We start from the raw sequence: 21,998 nt of genomic DNA, 5'->3' as shown, positions 1-21,998 counted from the left end.
TCTTCGATCGAGTCGGTCAACGCGGTTGCGGCCGGGCTTAAGAGCGCCGGAGTCAAGGATAACGCCGTCATTGTCTGGGACCGCCTCGACCGCGAGTTCCAGCGGACCGGCCTGACCCTCAACAAAGGCCCGGTCGGCATGCGGGTCATGGGCACGTCGACCCAGGGCGAGTCGATCCTGCCGTGGGTCGAGGGTTACGACCGGGATGTCTTTCTGTCCCTTGAAGACGGGACGCTCAAGAAGTTTCGGGAGCTCGTCCGCGGCGATTTCCTTCAGACCGCCTCCTACCGTAGGATCTTTAACTCCGTGACCTGGCTGTGGATGCTGAGCCGGATGGGAGATGCGCGGGCCGTCCAGTTCGAGCCGGAGCTGCGGCGGCTGTATACCGCTTACGACGACCGCGAGGGCATTAAAAAGATCGCCGCGGCCGTAATCGACAAGTTCGAGGGCGTCGCCATCCCCGACGAGGAGAAATCGTGCTTCTCCCGGATCGTGACCCGCGATATCACCAAGCTGGTCAATATCGCCGTCCTCAAACACAACGAGGACAGCGGCGTGACCTGGGCCACGAAAAACATCGCCCTCGGCGTCACCACCAATAAAGTCCGCTTCCACATCGACTATTGCGCCAAGGCCATCCCGGCCATCCTGGCCATGCCCTGCCTGCGGGACAAAATGGTCCTGCATATCGGCGAGGCGGCCAAGATCTCGACCGTCAGTGTGGCCGGAACCCACCTGGCGACCGACAACCGCATATTCTTCAGTCGGGACCCCGTGGCCATGGATCGACTCGGCCTGGATCTGCTCGAGGAAAAGCGTCGGGTTCAGGGGTTGGAATCAATCCGCCCCATCGCCACTCACGTCGCCTCTTGCGCCGCGGCGGGCTTGGGGACGGACGACCTCTCCCGCATCGACCTGCGGGAGCTCCGGGTTTAGGCCCGTTGACAGGCGTCGGCGGCCGACGATAGAATCCGATCATCGACGGCGCGCGAGAGCGCCGGAGGATCCCGGCGGCGGGGAAGGACGGCCACATGACCATCGACGGCAGACGGGACGGCGGCAGGATGATCGTCACGGTTGCGGGGCGCATGGACGCCGGTTCAGCCCCGGAGTTCGACAAGCGCTGCGAGAGCTGGCTGGCCGAGGGGGCGGGCACTTTCATCGTCGATTTCTCCGGCCTGGACTATATCAGCAGCGCCGGCCTGCGGAGCCTGCTTGTCCTGGGCAAGAAGCTCGCACCCAAGCAGGGCCGGGTCGTCATCGCCGCAGCCAAAGACGTGGTCAAGGAAGTCTTCACCATTTCCGGCTTCGGCTCGATCTTTCCCATGACCGACTCGGTCGAGTCCGCGCTCGGCCGGCCCTAGGCCGCGGACCCGGAGCGATCCCTTGCCCCGCCTCCGCCTGCCCGCCCGGCTCGAGTCCCTCAATCCCTTCCTGGCCTTCGTCGCGGCCCGCTCGGCCGCGGCGGGCTATTCGTCCCTCCGGACGGGGGAGGTCCAGCTGGCCGTCGAGGAAGCCGTCGTCAATATCATCCGCCACGCGTACATCGGCATCCCCGGAGACATCGAATTGATCTGGGAATCCGGCCCTGAGCCCGGGAATTCCATCCTCGAGATCGAGGACACGGGGGTGCCCTTCGACGTCCGGTCCGTTCCGCCTCCGGACCTGCGGAGCGGTTTGGAGGATCGCAAGATCGGCGGGCTCGGCGTCTTTTTCCTTTTGAACATGGTGGACGAGGTGGACTACCGGCGGGAGAGCGACAAGAACATCCTTCGCCTCCGCCTCGGGCCGGACAAGCCCGCGAACGCCCGAACCGCCGCGGCGGCCGACGACGATCTACGATTTCCCCTGGCCTCGATGAACCGGGAGACGTACAAGAAGGGCGACGTCCTGTTCAAGGCGGGGGACCGGGCCGACAAGATGTTCTATGTCGCCCGCGGCTCGCTCAAGCTCATCGAGATCGATAAGGTGGTCAAAGAAGGGGAGGTCATCGGCGAGATGGGCATCCTCTCGCCGTTCCACGCCCGCACGGCCTCGGCCGTCTGCGCAGAGGACCTCGAGGCGTACACGATCGACAAGGACGACGTCATCCGGCTCTTCAACCGGGACTCGGCCCTGGCCTTCCAGCTCGTCCACCTGTGCATCAAGCGCTTCATCGAGAACCTGAGGGCCGAGACCGAGGCCAAGGAGAGGATCCAAAGCGAGCTGCGGATTGCCCGCGACATCCAGGCCAGCATGCTGCCGCGGATCTTTCCGCCGTTTCCCGACCGGACCGAGTTCGACATCTACGCGGTGATGGAGCCGGCCAAGGAGGTCGGCGGGGATTTCTTTGATTTCTTTCTCATCGACGATCGGAAGCTCTGCGTCCTGGTCGGCGACGTGTCCGGCAAGGGCGTCCCGGCGGCCCTGTTCATGGCCATCTGCAAGACCCTGCTCAAGACCGAGGCCCTGCGCGGACTGCTGCCGGCCGAAATTCTGGCCCGGGTCAACCGGACCCTGATCCCCGACAACGAGACCCTGATGTTCGTCACCGTCTATCTGCTTGTCCTGGACGTCAAGACCGGGGAGCTCCAATACGCCAACGGCGGCCACCCGGCCCCGCTTGTCTCGGCCGGCCCGGCCGGATTCGTGCCCCTCGAAGGGCCGACGGGGACGATCCTGGGCGCGTTCGAGAGCGATGCCTTCCGGACCACAAGTAGGGTCCTGCGGCCGGGCGAAACCGTCTTCCTCTACACCGACGGCGTGACCGAGGCGATGGACGCGTCGGATCGATTGTTCTCCGAGGCCCGCTTGATTGAAGGCTTGGCCGGGGCGACGGCCCTGGATGCGGAAGCGCTCGTCCACCGGGCCCGCGGCGCCGTCAAGGCCTTCGTCCGGGAAAACCCGCCCTCGGACGACATCACCATGGTCGCGCTTAAATACAAAGGGCCGGGCCCGATCGGGCCTTCCGACGATTGATCTAGGCCGACCGTCTTACTTCATGCCCAGCATGTGAAGCTCCCAGAGATCGCGCCGGCTGCGGTGCAGGAGCGGGCCGACGGCCAGCATCCCCGTCTTGCCGACGCTTTTCTCCAGGTACTTGAGCTCGGCGAACTTCTCGCTGACCGCGGGGTCGGCCGGGGCCGGAAATCCCGCCTCCCGCAGCAACAGGAGGCCCTTGGCGCTGATCGACAGCTCGAGGTGGAGGCGGATCAGGCAGAGCATGTCGGCCACGACCTCGCCGGGGAACTTGCCCTTCAGGGCCAGCAGATATTGGCCGACCTTGGTGGTTGAAGCGCGTCCGGCGGTGATGAGGCCCAGCAGCTCGACGTCCGAGTCGAAGCCTACGTCCAGCCACTTGCGGGTGCCCCGTTCGCTGACCAGAAAGACGTTGACGGCGACCAGGGGCAGGAAGACGAGGATGGCGGCGGTCGCCAGGAGCGGGGGCAAGAGAAAGTGGTTGAAAGCGGAATGGACGAGGAACGCAATGGCGAACCCGGGCAGTCCGGCCAGTCCCGCCGACATGTCGCGGCGGTCCGAGACCGACTTGGCTACGGCGGCGAAGATGGCCGTCGTGCCGCCGTGCATCATGGCCGTGCCGAAGCCGCGGATGATCCAGACGGCCAGCCCTGCTTCGGGCGAGGCGTTCAGATAATAGATGTTCTCGGCCAGCGAGAAACCGGCCCCGGCCGCGAAGCCGAAGATGGCGGCGTCGACGAGGAAGCCGATCCGCCGGGCCCGGAAAAAGGCCAGGACGACGCAGGCCTTCAGCCCCTCTTCGATCAGGGGGGCGATATAGCGGGAATAGAGCGCGAAATCCCTCTGGAACAGGGGCATCAGGTTCGTGTTGGCGAAGTAGCCGATCGCTGCCGCCAGGCCTCCGCCCAGGACGGCGAGAAGGAGGGCGTTCAAGCGGACCAGCTTGTAGCTGTCCAGGAAGACCAGGGCCAGGAGGAAGACGAGCACGGGAAGCAGGCCGACCAGGGTTTTCAGGGCCAGGATCGGCAGGGTATTCGCCATGGCGTCGTTTTCGCTTGTCATTTTATGACATTCCTCCGCCCAGTCAAGCCGCGGCTCGGGCCGTCGGCCGGCCTTGACAGGGTCGGCGGGGCCAAAGTATATTTTCGGCATCCGATTGCTGAAAGGACTTTTGGCCCGCCTCGCCCCGCGCCGGATTCGTCCGTCCGCCGGATGCGGCCGAACTATTCTCCCGCTCGATTGTAATTATGAGTGAACCGACCGACCTCGAGTCCGTCCGCAGGTGCCTCGAGGGAGAGGTCGCGGCTTTTGAGGAGATCATTCGCCGCTACGAGCGACCGGTGCTGAACTTGGCTTACCGCATCGTCCGAAACCAAGAAGACGCCAGGGACGTCGCCCAATCCGTCTTCATCAAGGCTTATGCCAAGCTGAGCGCCTACGACCCCCGGTTCAAATTCTTCAGCTGGCTTTACCGGATTGCCGTCAACGAATCGATCAACTTCGCCGCCAAGCGGGACCGCCGCGCGCCGTCCGGGCCGGATTGGGCGGCCGCATCGCCTGATCCCGCGGCCGAGATGGCCGCGGCCGAGGAGCGGGGGCGCTTCGAGATGGTGATGGGAAGCTTGGCCCCGGGCCAGCGAGCCCTCTTGGCCCTGAGCGCGGAAGGGCTTTCCTACCGCGAGATGGCGGCGACACTGGGCCTTCCGGAACGGAAAGTCAAATCCCGTCTGTTTGCAGCCCGGGACCGGATGCGTGAGCTTGTCGGGCGGGAAGGACGCCAGGCCCATGATTGACAAGCCCCTGGCCCGGCTGATGAACCAGGAGCTGGACGGGGCCAACACCGCCGCGGAATCCCGGATCCTGCGGGACCGCTTGGACGCCGACGCCGATGCCCGGAAGCGCTGGGCCGAGCTGCGGGCGTCTCGGGACCTGATCAAGGCAATGGATGGACCGGCCCCGGGGCCGGATTTTACCGCCCATATTCTCGCCGGAATCCGGCGAGGGAACTTGGAGGAGGACCCCATGACCAAGAAGCAAAAGGTGTTTTCGCTGGCCGCGGTCGCGGTTGTCGCCGTGATCGCCCTGATCCTGATCCTGAGCCCCCAGCTCTGGAAAAAGACCGCCGCCGACCAGGTGGCCGGAACGATCACCAAGGCCGACCGATATCGAGCCGGCCAGATGTCGGCCAAGGACGTCATCCTGACTAAGGAAAACGTCCTCCGGCTGCTCCAGAATCCCTTTGTTCAGAACGTGCTCCGCGACATCCGCTTCCAAAAGCTGATGCAGGATCCGAACTTCGCCTCCCTGATGCAGGATCCGAACTTCGCCGCCGTGCTCAAGAACGCCGAGTTCGCCTCCCTATTGGCCCAGGCCAATTTCGCCGGCCTACAGGCGGACCCGAACTTCGCGGCGCTGATGAAGAACGCGGAGTTCGCCTCGCTTCTCAAGAGCGCCAATTTCGCCGGCCTGATGCAGGACCCGAACTTCGCGGGCCTGCTCAAGGGCGCCGGCTTCGTCAACGTCATCGAACAGCCGAGCTTCGCCGGGCTGATGCAGAACGCCCAGTTCGCCGCCTTGATGCAGGATCCCGATTTCGCCGCTCTGCTCAAGAGCGCCCAATTCGCCGGCCTGCTCGAGAATCCCGGGTTCGTCGGCCTCCTGGCCGAGCCGAATTTCGCCGCTCTGCTCAAGAACGCCCAATTTGCCGAGCTGATGAAGAGCGCCCAGTTCGCGGGTTTGCTGAAGGACGCCGCTTTTATCGATCTGTTGAAGAGCGCCCAGTTCGCCGAGCTGATGAAGAGCGCCCAGTTCGCGGGCCTGCTCAAGAGCGCCTCCTTTGTCGACTTGATGCAGAACGCCGAGTTCGCGGGCTTGCTCAAGAGCGCCTCTTTCGTCGAGCTGATGAAGAGCGCCCAGTTCGCCGGTCTGCTTAAGAGCGCCGCATTCGTCGACTTGCTGAAGAGCGCCGAGTTCGCGGGCCTGCTCAAGAGCGCGACCTTCGCGGAAGCGGTCAAGAGCGGCAGCTTCGCCGGCCTCCAGGCCGAGCCGAATTATGCTGCGCTGATGAAGAACGCCGCCTACGCCGAGCTGCTCAAGAGCGCCCAATTCGCCGAGCTGATGAAGAGCGCCGCTTTCGCCGACCTGATGCAGAACGCCCAGTTCGCGGGCCTGCTCAAGAGCGCCGCCTTCGCCGGCCTGCTCAAGAGCGCCCAGTTCGCCGAGCTGATGAGGAGCGCCGCTTTCGCCGACCTGATGCAGAGCGCCCAGTTCGCGGGCTTGCTGAAGAGCGCGGCTTTCGTCGATTTGCTCAAGAGCGCCTCGTTCGCCGGGGTGCTGGCCAACGCTCAGTTCTCCGGCCTCCTGGCCAACGCGGCCTTCGCCGGCCTTATGCAGAACGCCCAGTTCTCCGGCCTCCTGGCCAACGCTAACTTCGCGGGTTTGATGAAAAGCGCCCGCTTCACGGGCCTGCTGGCTAACGCCCAATTCGCCTCCCTGTTGAGGGATGCCAACTTCGCGGGCCTGCTGGCCAATGCCAATTTCGCCGGCCTACTGAAGAGCGCCCAGTTCTCGGCCCTGATGGCGGACGCGCACTTCGCCGCCCTGCTTCAGGACGAGGGTTTCGTCAACGTCCTGGCCAACGCCAATTTCGCCGGCCTCATGGCGGACCCGGCCTTCGCCGGCCTGCTGAAGAGCGCCCAGTTCGCGTCGCTGCTGAAAAGCGCCTCCTTCGCCAACGCCGTCCGGAGCGCCAATTTCGCCGGCCTGATGGCCGATCCGGTCTATTCCGGGCTGCTGGCCAACGCCCAATTCGCCGGCCTGCTCAAGAGCGCCTCGTTCGCCAACCTGATGGCCGACGCCCGGTTCGCGGGCCTTCTCCAGAACGCCCATTTCGCCTCTCTCCTGGCCAACGCCAATTTCGCCGGCTTGTTGAAGAGCGTCAATTTTGCCGGGCTGATGCAGGATGCCGGATTCGCCGGCCTGATGAAGAGCGCTAATTTTGCCGGCCTGATGGCCGACGCACGCTTCGCCGGCTTGATGAAGAGCGCCCAGTTCGCCGGGATGATGAAGAGCGCCGAGTTCGCCGGGCTGCTCCAGAACGCGGCCTTCGTCAATCTTTTGGCCGACGCCTCCTTCGTCGAATGCCTGCAGGACCCGCAGTTCTCAGGCCTGCTCAAGAGCGCCCAATTCGCGGCCCTGATGAAAAGCGCGGCCTTCGCGGAAGCGTTGAAAAGCGCCAATTTCGTCGGCCTGCAGCAGGATCCCGCCTATGCCTCCCTTCTGGCCAACGCCCGCTTCTCCAACCTGTTGAAGAGCGCGGCCTTCGCCAACGTCCAAGCCAATCTCCAAATGGCCGGCAGCAGCGCGACTTGGGGCCGGGTGGCCAAGCTGCTGGACAACGGCGAATTCGCCGGCCTCCTGAAGAGCGCCGAATTCGCCGGATTGCTCAAGAGCGCCGGCTTTGCCGGCCTGCTGGCCGACGCCCGCTTCGCCGAATTGATGAAGAGCGCCCGCTTTGCCGGCGCCCTGGCCAACGCCAATTTTGCGGGGCTGATGGCCAATGCCCAGTTCGCCGGCCTGCTGAAGAGCGCGGCCTTCGTCAACCTGATGGCCGACGCCAACTTCGCCGGCCTGCTGGCCAATTCCCGGTTCACGGGGTTGATGGCCAATGCCCAGTTCGCCTCCCTGATGGCTAATGCCCAGTTCGCCAGCCTGGTCAAGGACGGCGGATTCGCCGCCATGATGGCGGACGCGAACTTCGTCGGCCTGATGCAGGACGCCGATTTCGCCGGCCTCCTGCAGGGAGCGAATTTTGCCAGCCTGATGAAGGAGGCCGGCCTCCTGGCCAAGTAGTCCGATCCGATAGCCCCACTGACCCGTCCTCGCCGTCCTCCGGCCCTCCGGGGAGGAGGCGGCGAGGGCGGGATTTTTTTAGCCACGGAAAGGGCTTGCATCGACGGCCGATCTTGGATATGTCTTAGGTACCGCGGAAAGCCAGGAGAGCCAGATGAGAACCCGTCTGACCATCGCCTTCGTCATCCTGTTCGCCCTGACGGCCGGGCCGTCGCTCCTCACCGGCCAATCGTTGTTCAGCTTCAAGTGCCCGGGACTCGACCTGGTCTACTACAACCAGACCCACACCTTCGTCGTTTCGCATCTGGCCCGCTGCTTCACCGCGACGATGGGATTCTACAAGAAGTTCTTCGACTACCAGCCCGCGGAAAATACCTCGCTGTTCCTGCAGGACTACAGCGATTGGGGCAACGGCGGCGCCACGGCGGTGCCTAAGAATCTGGTCTTCCTTGAACTGTCGCCGTTCCAGCACGTTTACGACATGATGCCCGGATACGAGCGGATGAGCCTGATCATGAATCACGAGCTGGTCCATGTCGTGACCATGGACAAGCCGGTCGGATCGGCCCGCTTCTTCCGCTCCCTGTTTTTCGGCAAGGTCATGGCCGATAAAGACAACCCCATCTCGATGGCCTATGCCTATTTGACCAGCCCGCGAACGTATACTCCGCGCTGGTACGTCGAGGGCATCGCGGTCTTCATGGAGACTTGGATGGACGGCGGCCTGGGGCGGGCCCTGGGATCTTACGATGAGATGATCTTCCGGACCAAGGTTCTGGAGGATAAGACGATCTATGACGCGGTCGGGCTGGAGTCCGAAGGGACGGCCGTTGATTTTCAGATCGGGGCTATCTCGTATCTCTACGGCACGCGCTTCTTCACCCACTTGGCCCTCAAGTACGGTCCCCAGAAGGTCGTCGACTGGACTTCCGCCTCGAAGGGCAGCAAGAGCTATTTCGCGGCCGAGTTCAAGCGGCAGTTCGGGCGCCCCCTGGCCGCCGAATGGGGCGATTGGGTCGCGGCCGAGAAGGTCTGGCAAGAGGCGAACCTGGCCCTCATCCGGAAGAACCCGGTGACCCCATTCACGCCTCTGACCCGGTCCCAGATGGGCTCGGTCTCGCGGGCTTTCTACGACCCCGAGGGGGGCAAGATCTATGCCGGGATCAACTTCCCGGGCCAGGTCGCCCATATTGCGGCCTTGGATACGGCCAGCGGCCGCATCGATCGGATCTGCGATATCAAGGGGGCCATGCTCTACTCCGTCGCTTCCCTGGCCTACGACCGGGCCGGCGGCCGGATGTTCTTCACCACCGACAACAGCGCCCTGCGCGATCTGGCCGTGGTCGACCTCAAGAGCGGCCGCACCGAATCGCTGATCAAGGACGCCCGCATCGGCGACCTGGCTTTCAACCCCGCGGATCAGTCCCTCTGGGGCATCCGCCACAATATCGGCCTGTCCACGATCGTCAAGATCGAACCGCCGTACCGCGATTGGACTGCGGTCTGCGGGTTCGACTACTTCACCGACATCTACGACATGGATCTCTCGCCCGACGGGGCCTTCGCCACGGCGGCCGTGGCCGACGTCTCGGGCGCCCAGAAGCTCGTCCGGATGAAGACGGCGGACCTGCTCAAGGGCCTGCCGGCGATGGAAACGCTCTACGATTTCGGCACGGATTCGCCGGCCGATTTCCGGTATTCGCCGGACGGCCGGTTCCTCTTCGGCTCCTCTTACTACACCGGGGCCTCCAACATCTTCCGATACGATTTCGCCAAGCGATCGATGGAGGTCGTCTCCAACGCCGAGACGGGATTCTTCCGTCCGATCCCAGTCAAGGACGATGCCCTCCTGGTGTTCAAGTTTACCGACGCCGGGTTCGTCCCGGGCTGGATTCCCAACCAACCGGTCCCGGACGTCGGGGCGGTCCGCTTCCTGGGCCAAGAAATTGTTCAGAAGTACCCGATCGTCAAGACTTGGCTGCCGCCCTCGCCGGCCTCGGTGCCCATCGAATCGCTGGTTCGGTCCGACGGCCCCTACAATTCCTGGCGCGACATCCGGCTTAACTCGATCTACCCGATCGTGGAGGGCTATAAGGACTCGGTTTCGATCGGGCTGCGGGCCGACTTCCGCAACCCCCTCCGCTTCAATGGTTTCGACCTCTCGGCCTCCTATACGCCCAACCCGGATCTGCCGGCCAAAGAGCGGCCTCATCTGGCGCTCAGCTACCATTATTGGAATTGGACTCTGAGCGCCACCGTCAACGGGGCCAGCTTCTACGACCTCTTCGGGCCGACCAAGGTGGCCCGCAAAGGATACTCGCTGGCCTTGGCCTACTCCAAGTACCTGGTCTATGACACGCCCCGAACCTTGGAGCTCGACTTCCAGGCGGCCGGGTATTGGGGGTTGGACAAGCTGCCCGACTACCAGAACATCGACGCCACCTATGACCGGTTCTTGAGCGCCCGGATCGGCTTGCGCTACACCGACGTCCGGAAATCGCTGGGGGCGGTGGACGAGGAGAAGGGCTATCGCTTTCACGTCTTCGCTCGGTCCAACTTCGTCAACGGGCACTTCTATCCCCGCCTCAATGCCATCTTCGACTATGGGCTGGCCCTGCCGATCAAGCACTCCTCGCTGTGGCTCCGGACGACGGCCGGCCAATCGTTCGGCGACCGGACGAACAATTTCGTCAACTTCTACTTCGGCGGATTCGGCAACAACTGGATCGACTATCTGGGGGAGAAGCGCTACCGGGAGTTTTACAGCTTTCCCGGGCTCGAGCTGAACGCCCTCGGCGGCCGCAACTACGCCCGGGCCATGCTGGAATGGACCCTGCCGGCGGTCCATTTCCGCCGCTTCGGCTTCCTGAGCCTGTTCTGCAATTGGGCCCGCCTGGCCTTCTTCGCCTCCGGCATCGTCACCGACTTCGATAACGACGCTTATCGCCGCCAGGCCGCCAATATCGGCGTCCAGCTCGACCTGCGGGTCGTGCTGTTCTCACTGCTTAACACGACCGTTTCCTTCGGCTACGCCAGGGCCCAGGAAAAGGGGCTGCCTCCACGCAACGAGTTTATGTTTTCCCTCAAGCTGCTCTGACCCGTACGAGACCTACCGGATCTTCGACGAGCCGAAGCAGTCCGCCATCAGCTCGTCCTCGATGGCCGCACCCAGATCCAGAAGGTGGACATAGGTCGCGATCCCGGTCGGGTCGACGAATTCGGTGAAGGTCAGGATCTCGCGGGGCGCCCCCTGGCTCCAGCGTCCGGGGGCTTCGACTCTGGCCCGGAGCGATACTTTCCTCCCGTCCGGACGGATCGAGTCGTCCCTTTCGGGCCGGCCCAGCGAAGTCGGATCGATGACGATGCCTTTGAAATCCGGATATTTCTTGAGGATTTCCTCGTTCTGGGCGGTTCCCAGGCAGTACACCACGGGCCCCCAGGCCAGGGCCGCCTTGCCTTCCTGAAGCTGATGCCCCCGGATGAAGCGCCAGGCCATGGGCATGTCCAGGACCACAGTGTCGCCGGCCTTCCATTTACGGCGGATTTCGAAAGGGGATGCTCCGACAGGCACGGCGACCGCGTCGCCGTCGTTCGTCCGAACAGTCGCCTTCCCGCACCAGCGGGGGATCCGCAGCCGCAGGGCGAAGGCCGCCTCCCGCGATGGGGTCACCCGGAAGACGACATGACCCGAGTTCGGATAATCCGTTTCCTGGGACAACGTCACGAACAGATCGGAGTCCAGCTTGACCGCGGCGGTCGAGGTCGTATAAAGATTGACCGCGATGGCGTTGTCGGCGCATCGGTAGTACACCTGGCGGGGCAGCTCGGCCATGATGCGGCGGAAATTGCCGGGACAGCAGAAGCCGTCCTGGTCGAAATAGACCCGCGCCCCCGTGAACGGCGTGAAGTACCTCAGCTTCCGGCCCTCCGGATCCTGGGCGGCGAAGAGGGCGTTGTAGATCGTCCGCTCCATGATGTCGCCGTAGCGGAGATCGCCATCCAGGCGCATGAGGCTTTCCAGCCAGCGCACCAGATAGGCCGTCACGCACGATTCCCCGATCATCCCGGCTCCGTTCTGAGTATAGGAGAACCACTCGCCGTCGGAAGCCGAACCGACGACATTGAGGCCGCCTCCCGGGCGCAGCAGCTCGCGGCGCATGTACGCCGACATGTCCAGGAGGGACGGCTTCTTCATGAAACGGTACAGCTCCGTCTGGGCGTAGCATCGGGCCAGCATGACATAGACGTGCGCGGCACCTGCATCGAACGTCTGCTTCCAATCGAGCAGCGAGGCGCATTGAACCTCTGACTTCGTATTCCCGTGCCGGACCTCCGCCGCAAACTTCAGATACCGCTCGTCGTGAGTGCAGCGGTAGAGCAGGAGGAAGGCTTCGGGGAGCCCGGCCGTGCAAACCTCCTCGGGCTTGGGGTCCTTGGAGAAAATCCTGATCACATAATCGCCGAGAGTCCGGGCCTGCTCCAAGGAGCGTCCGTTCCCGGTTTCCAGATAATGACGGGTCAGGCCGAGCAGCAGATACTCCTGTTCGTGCAGGGCCCAGTTGTAATGGTTCTGGCGCCCTTCGGGTTCGGGCTTGAAGGTGCCGATGTAACCGTCGGCGTCGCGGGTTCGGATGATGCCGTCGATGAAACGGGACGTTTGCTCCGCCACTTTCGGATCGCCCGTGTAGGCGGTAAAATAGCTTCCCGCGTCGATCACCTTGCCGATGCCCACATAATGCCCGCCGCTGGTGAATGGCCGCAGGCGGAAAGGCTCGATGAACTGCTTCTCGGGGTCCAGGACCATGTAGTTCTTGTAGATCAGATCGTTGATCCGCCGGCCGATCTCGCCCCTGAGCTCGTTCTGCTTCAGCGCCACGGGGATGAGCTTGTCGCCGTCCCGCGAATCCATGTTCTGCGGACGGTCCGATACGGCGGCGGCTAGCGCCGACAGGGCCAGGAATCCAAGGGCCAGGCCTTTCTTTCTCATCGGCAACCTCTCTTCAGCGGACTTGGGCGAAGCGGGCGGCGGCGCGCGCTTCCCGCGTCCGCGATGGGAATGTATCGCCGGATCGGGGGGCTGTCAAGGAATCCCTCCCGGATGGCGGGAGCGGGTTGCATCCGGGCCGCGAAAAGGATAAATAAAGGCCATGGCTATTCCCGGATTGACGATCATCGGCGAATCCATCAACGATTCCGTCCCCTCGACTAAGAGGCTCTTCGAAGCGGGTGATATCCCCGGCTTGGTCGAGCTGGCCCGGACCCAGGACGAGAAAGGCGCGGCCTACCTCGACGTCAACGTCGGGGCGCGCTCGCCCGAATTCATGGCCGAGCTGGTGGCGACCATTCAGCGGGCCTCAGCCAAGCCCCTCTCGATCGATACGCCGGACCCGGCCTTGGCCGAGGCCGGGCTTCGCGCCTATGATCCCTCGCGGACCGGCGGGCGGGAGCCGATCCTGAACTCGATCTCGCCCCTACGGCTCTGGATGTTCGATCTCCACAAGATCCGTCCCTTCCGGCCGATCCTGATGTCCTCGGAGCGACTGGAGGGCGGCGATTCGGCGCCCAACCGCACGGCCGAGGAGACCCATCGCACCGCCCGCCGGTTGATGGCCGAGGCCAAGGCGAGAATCCCCGGATTCCGGAACGATCAGGCCGTCATCGACCCCGGCATCGCGCCCATCGGCAGCGACTGCGAGGGACACCTGCGCCGGGTCCTGGAATCGCTGGCCCTTATCCAGGCCGACCCCGACCTGGCCGGAGTCCATATGTCGGTGGGCCTCAGCAACTTCACCGTCATGCTGCCTTCCAAGCGGGCCGACGGCTCTCCCGTCAAAGGGCCTCTGGAAAGCGCGTTCCTGACGCTGGCCATGCCTAGGGGCTTGGACACAATTATCGGCTCGACGGCCCGCAAGTATGAGCTCCTGCCGGATGGCCATCCCGCCCTGGCCTGTCTGACGGACATCCTGGGGCTGGAGGGATTCGACACTTTGATGCGGGTCAAGGAATTTTACGCTTGAGCGGGGTCATGCAGGGCCACATCAACCGCAAGATCTTCCACGTCGAGATCTTGACCCCCAAGCGGGATTCGGCCAGGATCGAGGAGGATCTGGAGAAATTCGCGGAAAAGTACCGTCTGGTCATGGCTGCGGGATATGCCGCCTGCATCACCGACAACCCCATGGGCCTGTTGAGTTTCCAGGCGACCGAGGTCATCGAGATCTCCGAGTTGCCGGTGGCCCCGGACCAGATCCTCGTCCATCTCAACACGTTCCACACCAAAAAGGAGCTCGACGAGCTGCTGCAGGCCTATCGCGAGATGGGCGGACGCCACCTGCTCGTGGTCTCGGGGGACGGCAGCCAGCGCCTCCATCGGCTGGAGCCGGAGGAGATCGGGATTCCGGCCGTCACCGTGACGTCGGTTGAGCTGATCCGCTACATCCATCGAGAGTTCTCGGGCGCCTTCCACTGCGGCGTCGCCTTCAACCCGTACGAGCCGCAGGACTCAGAGCTCGAGAAGATGCGGCGGAAGATCGACGCCGGGGCCGAGTTCATCATTACCCAGCCGATCATCGGGCGGGACGACCGCGTCCTGGCCCTGAAGCCGTTCGGCCGCCCCGTGATCCTGGACGCTTGGATGTCGAAAAAGCTCCACCTGCTCTCGGAATGCGTCGGGGCTACGATTCCCGAGGACACGCCCTACGACCCGATGCAGAACCTGCGGGATCTCAGGGCCCTGTATCCCGATTTCGGGTCCTACCTGGCCCTGCTGGGATTCAAGACCCAGTACCCCCAGCTCAAGTCGGTCTGGAGCTGAACCGGGCTTGGGCCGTCCGGCCGCCGCTCAGTGGATGACCTGGAACAGGATCTCGGATTTGTTGTTGTCTTCCTTGGATTCCTTGATCACGTCTCCCACATCCAGGACGGCCCGGTAGCTGTGCTGGCCTTCCGAGGTCGGCGTGTAGGGACCGACGCCGCGCAAGGGGGCGCCGGCGGCCAGATCGCCCCAGGAATTATTCCAGAGCATGACGTTATCGATGTAATAGCCGAGCTGCCAAAGCCCTTTGACATTGGCGGAGCCCTCGTTGGCCAGATCGCAGATCATCAGGACCTTTTCGTTCAGCTTGAGGGGGGCGGTGATGGCGACGAGCGGCTGCACATTCGGATTGTCGACGAACCGGGCGAACCAGATCCTCCGAATGCGCAGGTCGGGCTTGAGCAGCGAGATGACGGGGCCTTGTTCAAGCGGCGGCTTCTTGATATCCAGTCTGGGATTCTGCGCCGCTGCCGGGGCTGAGGCGAGCAACGCCGCCAGCGCCCCCGCCATGACTGCGAGAGTCACGATCCGCTTCCGCATGAATGCCTCCTTTCGAATTGGGCCATGGTTCTTCCTTTCCGGGTCATTCGGATGTCCCGATCATGATCCATCAGGCCGGCAAAATCAAGAGTCCCGGCCTCCGAGGGCGGACATCCGATTGACAGGTTTTCGCGGTCGGGGCTATAGTCAGTCGGAAAGCGAGGACGACATGAAGAAGCTGAAAGTCGGGCTGGTCGGCGCGGGCTATATCGGCATGGTCCACCTGGAGATGCTTCGCCGAATCGTCGAGGCCGAGGTCGTCGCCGTCGCCGATCCGAACCGGGAGCTGGCCCGCCGAGCTGCGGATAAGCTCGGCATCCCCCGGATCTATGATAACGCGGATGCGCTCCTGGACGACCCCGAGATCGAGATTGTCCATAATTGCGCCCCGAACAACGTCCATTTCGACATCAACCGCAAGGCCATCCTGGCGGACAAAGAGGTCCTGTCCGAGAAGCCCCTTTCCCTCGACGCCAAGGAGTCGGCCGAGCTGGTCCGACTGGCCCGGGAGAAAGGGACTCTGACAGGGATCGATTTCTGCTACCGGTATTATCCCGTCGTTCAGGAAGCCGCCGCCCGGGTCCGCCGCGGGGATCTGGGGGAGGTTCGCGCCTTCGTCGGCCATTTCCTGCAGGATTGGCTGTTCTACGATACCGATTATTCCTGGCGCCTGGACCCCGCGGTCGCGGGCCGGGCCAATGTCGTGGCCGATTTGGGCAGCCATTGGTGCGACCTCCTCCAGTTCGTCACCGGCCTGAAGATCGTCGAGGTCATGAGCGAGCTTCACACCTGCATTCCCGTCCGCCGCAAACCCAAGGCCGGCCCTCTCTCGTTCTCCACCCGGAGGGACGTCGAGGCCGAGGATGTCCAGATTCGCTTGGACGACTATGCCGCCCTGTTCCTGCGGTTGGAGAACGGCGCCCGCGGCAATTTCACCACGTGCCAGGTCTGCGCCGGCCGCAAGGTCGACCTCGAGCTTCAAGTCTTCGGCTCGAAGGAGTCCTACGCTTGGAGCCATGTCCATCCCAACGCCCTTTGGATCGGCCGCCGGGATCGCGGCAACGAAGTCTTCTACGAGTCATCCGCCCTGCAAACGTCGGGAACGGCCCGCTATGCCGCGCTGCCCACGGGCCACCCGATGGGTTACCACGACGCGGTCTATAACCTATTCCGGGAATTCTATGAAGCGGCTGCGGCCAAGCGCGAGGGGCGCCCGTTTGAGGTCGCTTTCCCCGATTTCGCCACCGGCCACGAGGAGATGCGGATCATCGACGCCGCCGTCGAATCGTCGCGAACCGGAAGCTGGACGCGCGTCTAGGGTCGGCCCAGCAGGCGGGCCAGCCGGGCCACCCCTTCGCGAAGATCCGCCGCCGGGGCATAGGAGAAGTTGAGGCGCATTTCGTTCTTCCGCTCGGCTCCGGCGAGATAGAACTTGGCCCCCGGGATGAACGCGACCCCGGCCTTGGCTGCCTCGAAGAAGAGCACGTCCGTATCGACCGTCGCGGGGCAGGTGACCCAGATGAAGAGGCCGCCTTCAGGCTCCGTCCAGCGGACGGAGGAAGGCATCGCTTCCTTCAGGGCGGAAATGATCGTGTCCCGCTTGGATCGGTATAACTCCTTGATGCGGGCCATGTGGGGCGCCATATAGCCCCGTTCCAGAAACCGCGCCGTGACCCGCTGGACGACCCCCTCGGGCGAGACGATGACCTTCTGGGCCCACTTGGCCATGGCCGCGATGAGCGGGGCGGGTCCGACCGCGAACCCGAGGCGCAGCCCCGGTCCCAGGATCTTGGAGAAGGACTTGCAGATGGTCACGGTCGCGTCGTCGTCAAACTCCGTCCGGGCCAGGTTCCACAGACTGGGCAAACGTTCGCCGTAGAAGCGGAGGTCCCGGTAGGGCTGGTCCTCGAGGATCAGAATACCGGCTTCGCGGGCCGTCCGAATCAGATCCCGCCGCCGGGCCAAGCTCATGGTCCGGCCGCTCGGATTCTGGAACTCGGGTATGGTGTAGACGTATTTAACGATCCGCCCCTTGGCCCGTTGGGCCCGAATCTCCTCCCGGACGGCCTCGACGATCAGCCCGTCTTCGTCCATCGGGGCCGCCACCAGCTCGGCGCCGCAGGCCTCGATGGCCACCAGCGAACCGTTAAACGAGGGAGCCTCGCAGATGACGATGTCGCCCGGATCGATGACCGAGCGGGTGAAGAAGTAGATGGCGTTGGTCGTGCCGTCGGTGATCAGGATTTCGTCGTGGCCGACCGAGGCGTCGCCCTCATGCCGCAAGATCTGCGCCTTGAGGACGTCGTCGCCTTCGCTGGGGCCATACTGCAGAACGTCGGCGCCTTCGGTCTCGACGACTTCCTTGAACAGCCCGGCCAGCAGGTCCTTGGGGAAGGAATCCGGCGAAGGCAGGCCCCCGGCGAGCGAGATCATGCCTTCGACACCCTTGGTCGCCTTTAGCATCTCGCGGATGAACGAGACGCCCATCGAGCGCGTGGTTCGGGACAGCATCTGTTCGGAAAAAGCCATGGCTCCCTCCTCGGCGGAAGTCCTTTCATTATAACCGATTGACTTGGGGCTTGGACAATACATATGATCGGCCTTTCGCTGGCCGCGTTTCGACCCGGGCGTCCCGCGTCCGCCTCGAGCCGACCCAATCCTCCGAGGGAGAGAACGATGTCCAACCGAGTTCGCCTCGCCTTTCCGATCCTGCCTCTCGCGGCCCTGATCGTCGGCCTCGTCGGCGCCCAAGTCCCCCCCGATCGCTGCCTCGTACCGGCGGCCGTGCGCGATCCGATCGTTCAGGAGATCTCGGGCGAGGAGGCCTTTCTCCATGTCCAGATGCTGGCGGGCAGTCGTGATCGAACCCCGGAAGAATACAAGGACATCTACTATGAGACGGCTTATATCCGTGACCAGGCCGTCCAGGCCGGACTCTCGGAAGTGATCGTCGAGAAATACCCTTCGCGCGACACCTGGGACGGCGAGGAAGGCGATCTCTGGATGGTCAAGCCGGTCCTGAAGAAAATCGCCAGCTTCAACCAAGTGCCGACCTCCTTGGCCCAAGGCAGCATGAGTGCCGATGTCGAGGCCGAACTCGTCTATGTCGGAGCCGGCCGGGAGGCCGATTATGCCGGCAAAGACGTCGCCGGCAAGATTGTCCTGGGCAGCGGATCGGTCGGCGGCGTGTTCGGCGGAGCCGTCAGCCAGCGAGGTGCCGCCGGGGCTCTCGGCACCGGGTCCTCCGGCGTCAGCGGCAATACTCCGGGCTACACCCTAGACCAGATCGGCTGGTCCAGCGTCTCGCCCCGTCCCGATAAAGGCGGGTTTGGCTTTGCCTTATCGCTTCGGCAGTTCCTTGAGCTGCGCGGCCTCGTCGAGCGGGGCGAGAAGGTCGTCCTGCGGGCCCATGTCCGGGCCAAGACCTACCCCAGCCAGATGAACGTCATTTCGGCCGTGATCCCCGGGTCCGATCCCGCGGCGGGGGAGCTGCTCTGCGTCGCCCATGCCTTCGAGACGATCGCGACCCCCGGGGCCAACGACAATTGCACCGGTGTCGCCACACTCCTGGAGATCGGCCGGACGCTGGCCCGCCTGATCCGCGACGGCGTCCTGCCCAAACCGCGGCGTACGATCCACTTCCTTTGGGGCAACGAGATCTCCGGATCAACGGCCTACATGAACAAGCATCCGGAGCTGCAGGACAAGCTGCTGGCGGCTCTGAACTTCGATATGACCGGGGCCAATCTGGCGACTACGGATTGCTATCTGCGGATCAAGATGACGCCGGACGGCCGGGCCAGCTATTTGAACGACCTGATCGCGAGCCTCCTGCAGTATGTCGATCAGAGCGAAATCCGAACCACCCAGGGCGCCAACGCGACCTTCAACTACCGGCTGGCCCCGCTGGCCACGATCACCTCGGGCAGCGATCATACGGTCTTTTTGGCCGCGGGCATCCCGACCATGCAGTTCAATTATTGGCCGGACAATTTCTACCACAGCAGTGCGGACCGGATCATCCATGTCGATCCGACCGAGCTGAAGAGGGTCGGCGTCGTGGCGGCCTCGGCCTTCGCCTACCTGGCCGGCGCCGGGGCGCCTGAAGCCCGCGACTTGGCCTGGGAAGCGGCTTCCAACGGAGCCAAGTGGATTGCCGAGGTCGGCCGCCAGAGCGTCCGCCTGCTGGGCGCCGATCCGGCCAAGATTCACGAACAGTACAAGGCCGCGCTGACCAAGGTCGGCGGCGCCTTCGGCCGGGCCAAAGGCGGCGTCGAGTCCGTCCGCACCCTGGCTGCGGCGCCCGAGGTGGAGGCCGATATCCGCCAGCTCACCGACAGCCTGGCCGCCGATCGCGACGCCGCCTCGAAGCGTCTCGAGTCCGTCTACAAAGGCCTGTGCGGCGAGCTCAAGATCAAGCCGGCGCCGCCGGTCCTGACGGCCCAGGAGATCGAATACTCGAAGCTCGTCCCGCGGCGCAGGTTCAAGGTCTATTCCGAGGAAGCCCGGAAGCTCAGCCAAGCCGCGCGAGGCGGCCAGCCGGCCGTGCCTCCGGCTGGGGCCGCCCCGGCCGCTCCGCCGTCCGCCCAGCCGCCGGCCAAGCCGCAAGCTCAGAGCCAAGCGCAAGCCCAGGCCCAGCCTCCGGCGGCGGCCGCCAAGGCACCCGCCCAGACAACTCCCGGCGGGCGGCCGGGCGGCGCGGGGCGGGGGATGGGGTTCGCCTCGACCTCGACGAACTACTTCATCGACGGCAAGCGCAGCATCCTCGAGATTTACAACGCCGTGCGGGCGGAGTGCGGAAATCTCCAGATCGGCAGCCAGGATGCGAAATACGCCTATGTCCTGGGCCCGGAATACCCGGATGTCGACATGGAAACGGTCGTCAATATCATCCGCAACCTCGAGAAGACCGGGGTGGTGGAGATCCTTCAAACCCCCAGGGGCAAGAGATGATCCGTCTGCTCACGATCGCCCCGGACGAGCTCGAGCGCGTCCGGGCCGCCGGCCGCATGGATGAGTGCCGAGGCTTTGCCGCGGCCGAGCCGGATATCCTGCCCGGTGTCGTCATCGAGGATGCGTTCAACCGTTTCGAGGCGGGGGAGGAATGGTTCTGGTGCGCGCCTCGTCTCTTCCTCAGCGGGGACGGCGGCCTCATCGTCGGGGCGGGCAGCTTCCGTCATGCGCCCCGCAATGGCGACGTCGAGATCGGGTACGGGGTCGCCGCCTCCTGCGCGGGCCGGGGATTGGCTTCCCTTGGAGCGGCGCAGATGGTCGAGGAGGCGTTTGGGCGGCCCGAAGTCGTCGCCGTCACGGCGGAAGCCGCCGTCGCCAACCGAGCTTCGGAACGGGTTCTGGAGAAGAACGGGTTCCGTCAAACCGGCAGCCGCATCGATCCAGAGGACGGTCCGGTCTCGCAATGGCGCCTGGACCGGCCGGGGCCGGGCCAAGCGCCGGGAGTCCCCTCGGCCGTCTAAAAATGCCGCGAGGCGCCGCCGCCGCCGGAACGCCCGCCGCCGAACGAGGAATGCGAGCTTCCGGAATGGCCGGCGCTTCCCGTCGTCGACGAGGACAACTTGGGGGTCGCCCGTTCGATCGTCTCGGTGAACCCGCAATTCGGATTCAGGCAATTCCGATCCACCCGGACCTTGCCGCCGTGGCTCGTCGTGGCGGCGATCAGCGTCGTTGAGACTTCCTTGAGAGTTCGGCGCTTGCACTTGGGGCATTCGCGGGCTTTGTTCAATTTGACCGACAAGCGCTCCTGGTGCTGACAGGCCGGGCAGGTCCAGATCTCATAGTCCATTCCCCCGGCCTTCTCTTCGGCCGCTTCCTCCACCGAGAGGAGCGCGTCGTCCTTGTCCTCCGGCGTCAGGTCCATCGGCGCGCCGCATTTGGCGCAAGGCAGATGGTAGCTTTCGAGCCGGCGCCGCAGCGACCGGCGGAAAGCACCCAGGCCGACCGTGACTCCGGTCGGGGAGAGCATCGAAAGCAGGGAGGACCAGACGCCGCTGTGCGTCGCGGCCAGGGCGACGAAGCCTCCGACCGCTCCCGTCCATAAAAGCGCCGTCACGCCGTTGGCTCCGGAAATCGCCTTCCCCCGGGCCGCCTTGCCGCGGGTCCGATTGTATTTCCCGAAGACGATCCCCGCTCCGAGCAGGCCCCAAAGCACGGCCAGCCCCGCCAGGATGAGGGGGCCGGTTCCCGACCTGGCCGCGGCCGGCTTGGCCCGGCCGCCGGACGCCTCAGGCGTCTCCGGGACGAAAACGGGCTGGGTCGGCCAGGCGGCCGGATCGGCCGTTTCCAGGGAAGCGTTCTGGGCGCCGGCGATTTTGCCCGCCGCCGCCTTGGTCAAGGCATAAAGGCCGCGGCCGAACTCGTTCTTGGCTAGAAAGGGACCGGCTTCCTCGTCGAGAAGGCGCGACGAGACGGCGTCGGTCAGAACAGCTTCCAGGCCGTAGCCGACTTCGATGCGGACGTCGCGATCCCCGGCCGAGCAAAGGATCAGGACGCCGTTGTCCTTGCCCTTGACGCCGATCCCGAAGCGCCGGAATAGTCGGTCGGCGAAGTCCTCAACCGTCGTACCCCCGAGGTCGCGGACGGTGATGACGGCCAGCTCGACCGTCGTCGCCTCCTTAAGCCTGCGGCAGATCGAATCGATCAACGCCGCGTATTCCGAACCCAGGATGCCGGCGTTGTCGCCGACAAAGAGGCCGGAGGCGGCCAGCGGATTGGGGATGTTTTCGGGCTTTTCCGCCGCCGGCAGGCTGAAGCAGGCGATCAGGACGAGCCCGGCGGCCCAAGCCGCCCGCTGGAAAGTTTTTCGGGATTCGGTTCGCAT

16 protein-coding genes are annotated in these 21,998 nt (G+C 64.4%); 11 read left to right on the top strand and 5 right to left on the bottom strand.

Going from position 1 to position 21,998, the window contains the following annotated elements:
* From NTZ26_05805 to NTZ26_05795, 3 genes are all read left to right on the top strand, one after another.
* On the top strand, positions 1-936 hold a 936-nt coding region (locus NTZ26_05805; protein ID MCX6560013.1), incomplete at its 5' end, for a DUF362 domain-containing protein.
* 95 nt (positions 937-1,031) lie between these two features.
* A complete protein-coding gene (locus tag NTZ26_05800) occupies positions 1,032-1,364 on the top strand; it encodes an STAS domain-containing protein (GenBank protein MCX6560012.1) in 333 nt (110 codons plus the stop codon).
* 22 nt (positions 1,365-1,386) lie between these two features.
* On the top strand, positions 1,387-2,958 hold the full coding sequence (locus NTZ26_05795; GenBank protein ID MCX6560011.1) for a SpoIIE family protein phosphatase: 1,572 nt from the start codon (positions 1,387-1,389) through the stop codon (positions 2,956-2,958).
* Positions 2,959-2,973: 15 nt separating this feature from the next.
* Here the strand turns inward: NTZ26_05795 and NTZ26_05790 are convergent, their stop codons facing one another.
* Entirely contained in the window at positions 2,974-4,020 is a 1,047-nt protein-coding gene (locus NTZ26_05790) for a PrsW family glutamic-type intramembrane protease (GenBank protein ID MCX6560010.1), read from the bottom strand.
* Between the two features lie 185 nt (positions 4,021-4,205).
* Here NTZ26_05790 and NTZ26_05785 point away from each other — a divergent pair, with 185 nt between their 5' ends.
* The 3 genes from NTZ26_05785 (at position 4,206) to NTZ26_05775 (ending at position 10,906) form a co-directional block, all read left to right on the top strand.
* Positions 4,206-4,751, top strand: a complete 546-nt coding sequence (locus NTZ26_05785) for a sigma-70 family RNA polymerase sigma factor (protein ID MCX6560009.1) — start codon at positions 4,206-4,208, stop codon at positions 4,749-4,751.
* On the top strand, positions 4,744-7,809 hold the full coding sequence (locus NTZ26_05780; GenBank protein ID MCX6560008.1) for a hypothetical protein: 3,066 nt from the start codon (positions 4,744-4,746) through the stop codon (positions 7,807-7,809). The genes NTZ26_05785 and NTZ26_05780 overlap by 8 nt, the downstream gene beginning before the upstream one ends.
* A gap of 154 nt (positions 7,810-7,963) precedes the next feature.
* Entirely contained in the window at positions 7,964-10,906 is a 2,943-nt protein-coding gene (locus NTZ26_05775) for a hypothetical protein (protein MCX6560007.1), read from the top strand.
* 12 nt (positions 10,907-10,918) lie between these two features.
* Here NTZ26_05775 and NTZ26_05770 read toward each other — a convergent pair whose 3' ends face one another.
* A complete protein-coding gene (locus tag NTZ26_05770) occupies positions 10,919-12,796 on the bottom strand; it encodes a glycoside hydrolase family 127 protein (protein ID MCX6560006.1) in 1,878 nt (625 codons plus the stop codon).
* A 160-nt stretch (positions 12,797-12,956) separates the two neighbouring features.
* Here NTZ26_05770 and NTZ26_05765 point away from each other — a divergent pair, with 160 nt between their 5' ends.
* The gene (locus NTZ26_05765) at positions 12,957-13,826 is read left to right on the top strand and encodes a dihydropteroate synthase (GenBank protein MCX6560005.1); all 870 of its coding nucleotides are present in this window, start codon (positions 12,957-12,959) and stop codon (positions 13,824-13,826) included.
* Positions 13,823-14,623 carry a methylenetetrahydrofolate reductase gene (locus NTZ26_05760; protein MCX6560004.1) on the top strand — a complete coding sequence of 267 codons (801 nt, stop codon included), beginning with the start codon at positions 13,823-13,825 and terminating at the stop codon, positions 14,621-14,623. The genes NTZ26_05765 and NTZ26_05760 overlap by 4 nt, the downstream gene beginning before the upstream one ends.
* Before the next feature lie 27 nt (positions 14,624-14,650).
* On the opposite strand, the gene NTZ26_05755 is transcribed toward NTZ26_05760, so the two are convergent.
* A complete protein-coding gene (locus NTZ26_05755) occupies positions 14,651-15,163 on the bottom strand; it encodes a hypothetical protein (GenBank protein MCX6560003.1) in 513 nt (170 codons plus the stop codon).
* Positions 15,164-15,332: 169 nt separating this feature from the next.
* On the opposite strand from NTZ26_05755, the gene NTZ26_05750 reads away from it, so the two are divergent.
* Positions 15,333-16,481: a Gfo/Idh/MocA family oxidoreductase gene (locus NTZ26_05750; protein MCX6560002.1), complete on the top strand. Its 1,149-nt coding sequence runs from the start codon at positions 15,333-15,335 to the stop codon at positions 16,479-16,481.
* Here the strand turns inward: NTZ26_05750 and NTZ26_05745 are convergent.
* On the bottom strand, positions 16,478-17,692 hold the full coding sequence (locus NTZ26_05745; protein MCX6560001.1) for a PLP-dependent aminotransferase family protein: 1,215 nt from the start codon (positions 17,690-17,692) through the stop codon (positions 16,478-16,480). The two genes, NTZ26_05750 and NTZ26_05745, sit on opposite strands and share 4 nt — an antisense overlap.
* Positions 17,693-17,839: 147 nt before the next feature.
* Between NTZ26_05745 and NTZ26_05740 the strand changes: the two genes are divergently transcribed.
* Together NTZ26_05740 and NTZ26_05735 are read left to right on the top strand one after the other, a co-directional pair.
* Positions 17,840-20,116 (top strand): M28 family peptidase, encoded by a 2,277-nt coding sequence (locus NTZ26_05740; GenBank protein ID MCX6560000.1) that lies wholly within the window; start codon positions 17,840-17,842, stop codon positions 20,114-20,116.
* On the top strand, positions 20,113-20,637 hold the full coding sequence (locus tag NTZ26_05735) for a GNAT family N-acetyltransferase (protein MCX6559999.1): 525 nt from the start codon (positions 20,113-20,115) through the stop codon (positions 20,635-20,637). Before NTZ26_05740 ends, NTZ26_05735 begins: the two co-directional genes overlap by 4 nt.
* On the opposite strand, the gene NTZ26_05730 is transcribed toward NTZ26_05735, so the two are convergent.
* Entirely contained in the window at positions 20,634-21,998 is a 1,365-nt protein-coding gene (locus tag NTZ26_05730; GenBank protein ID MCX6559998.1) for a TPM domain-containing protein, read from the bottom strand. The genes NTZ26_05735 and NTZ26_05730 overlap by 4 nt on opposite strands.

It is taken from the genome of Candidatus Aminicenantes bacterium (assembly GCA_026393855.1).
GTDB lineage: Bacteria > Acidobacteriota > Aminicenantia > Aminicenantales > UBA4085 > UBA4085.
Note: the sequence above shows the minus strand (reverse complement) of the source record. Positions and strands in the feature narration are given on the sequence as shown.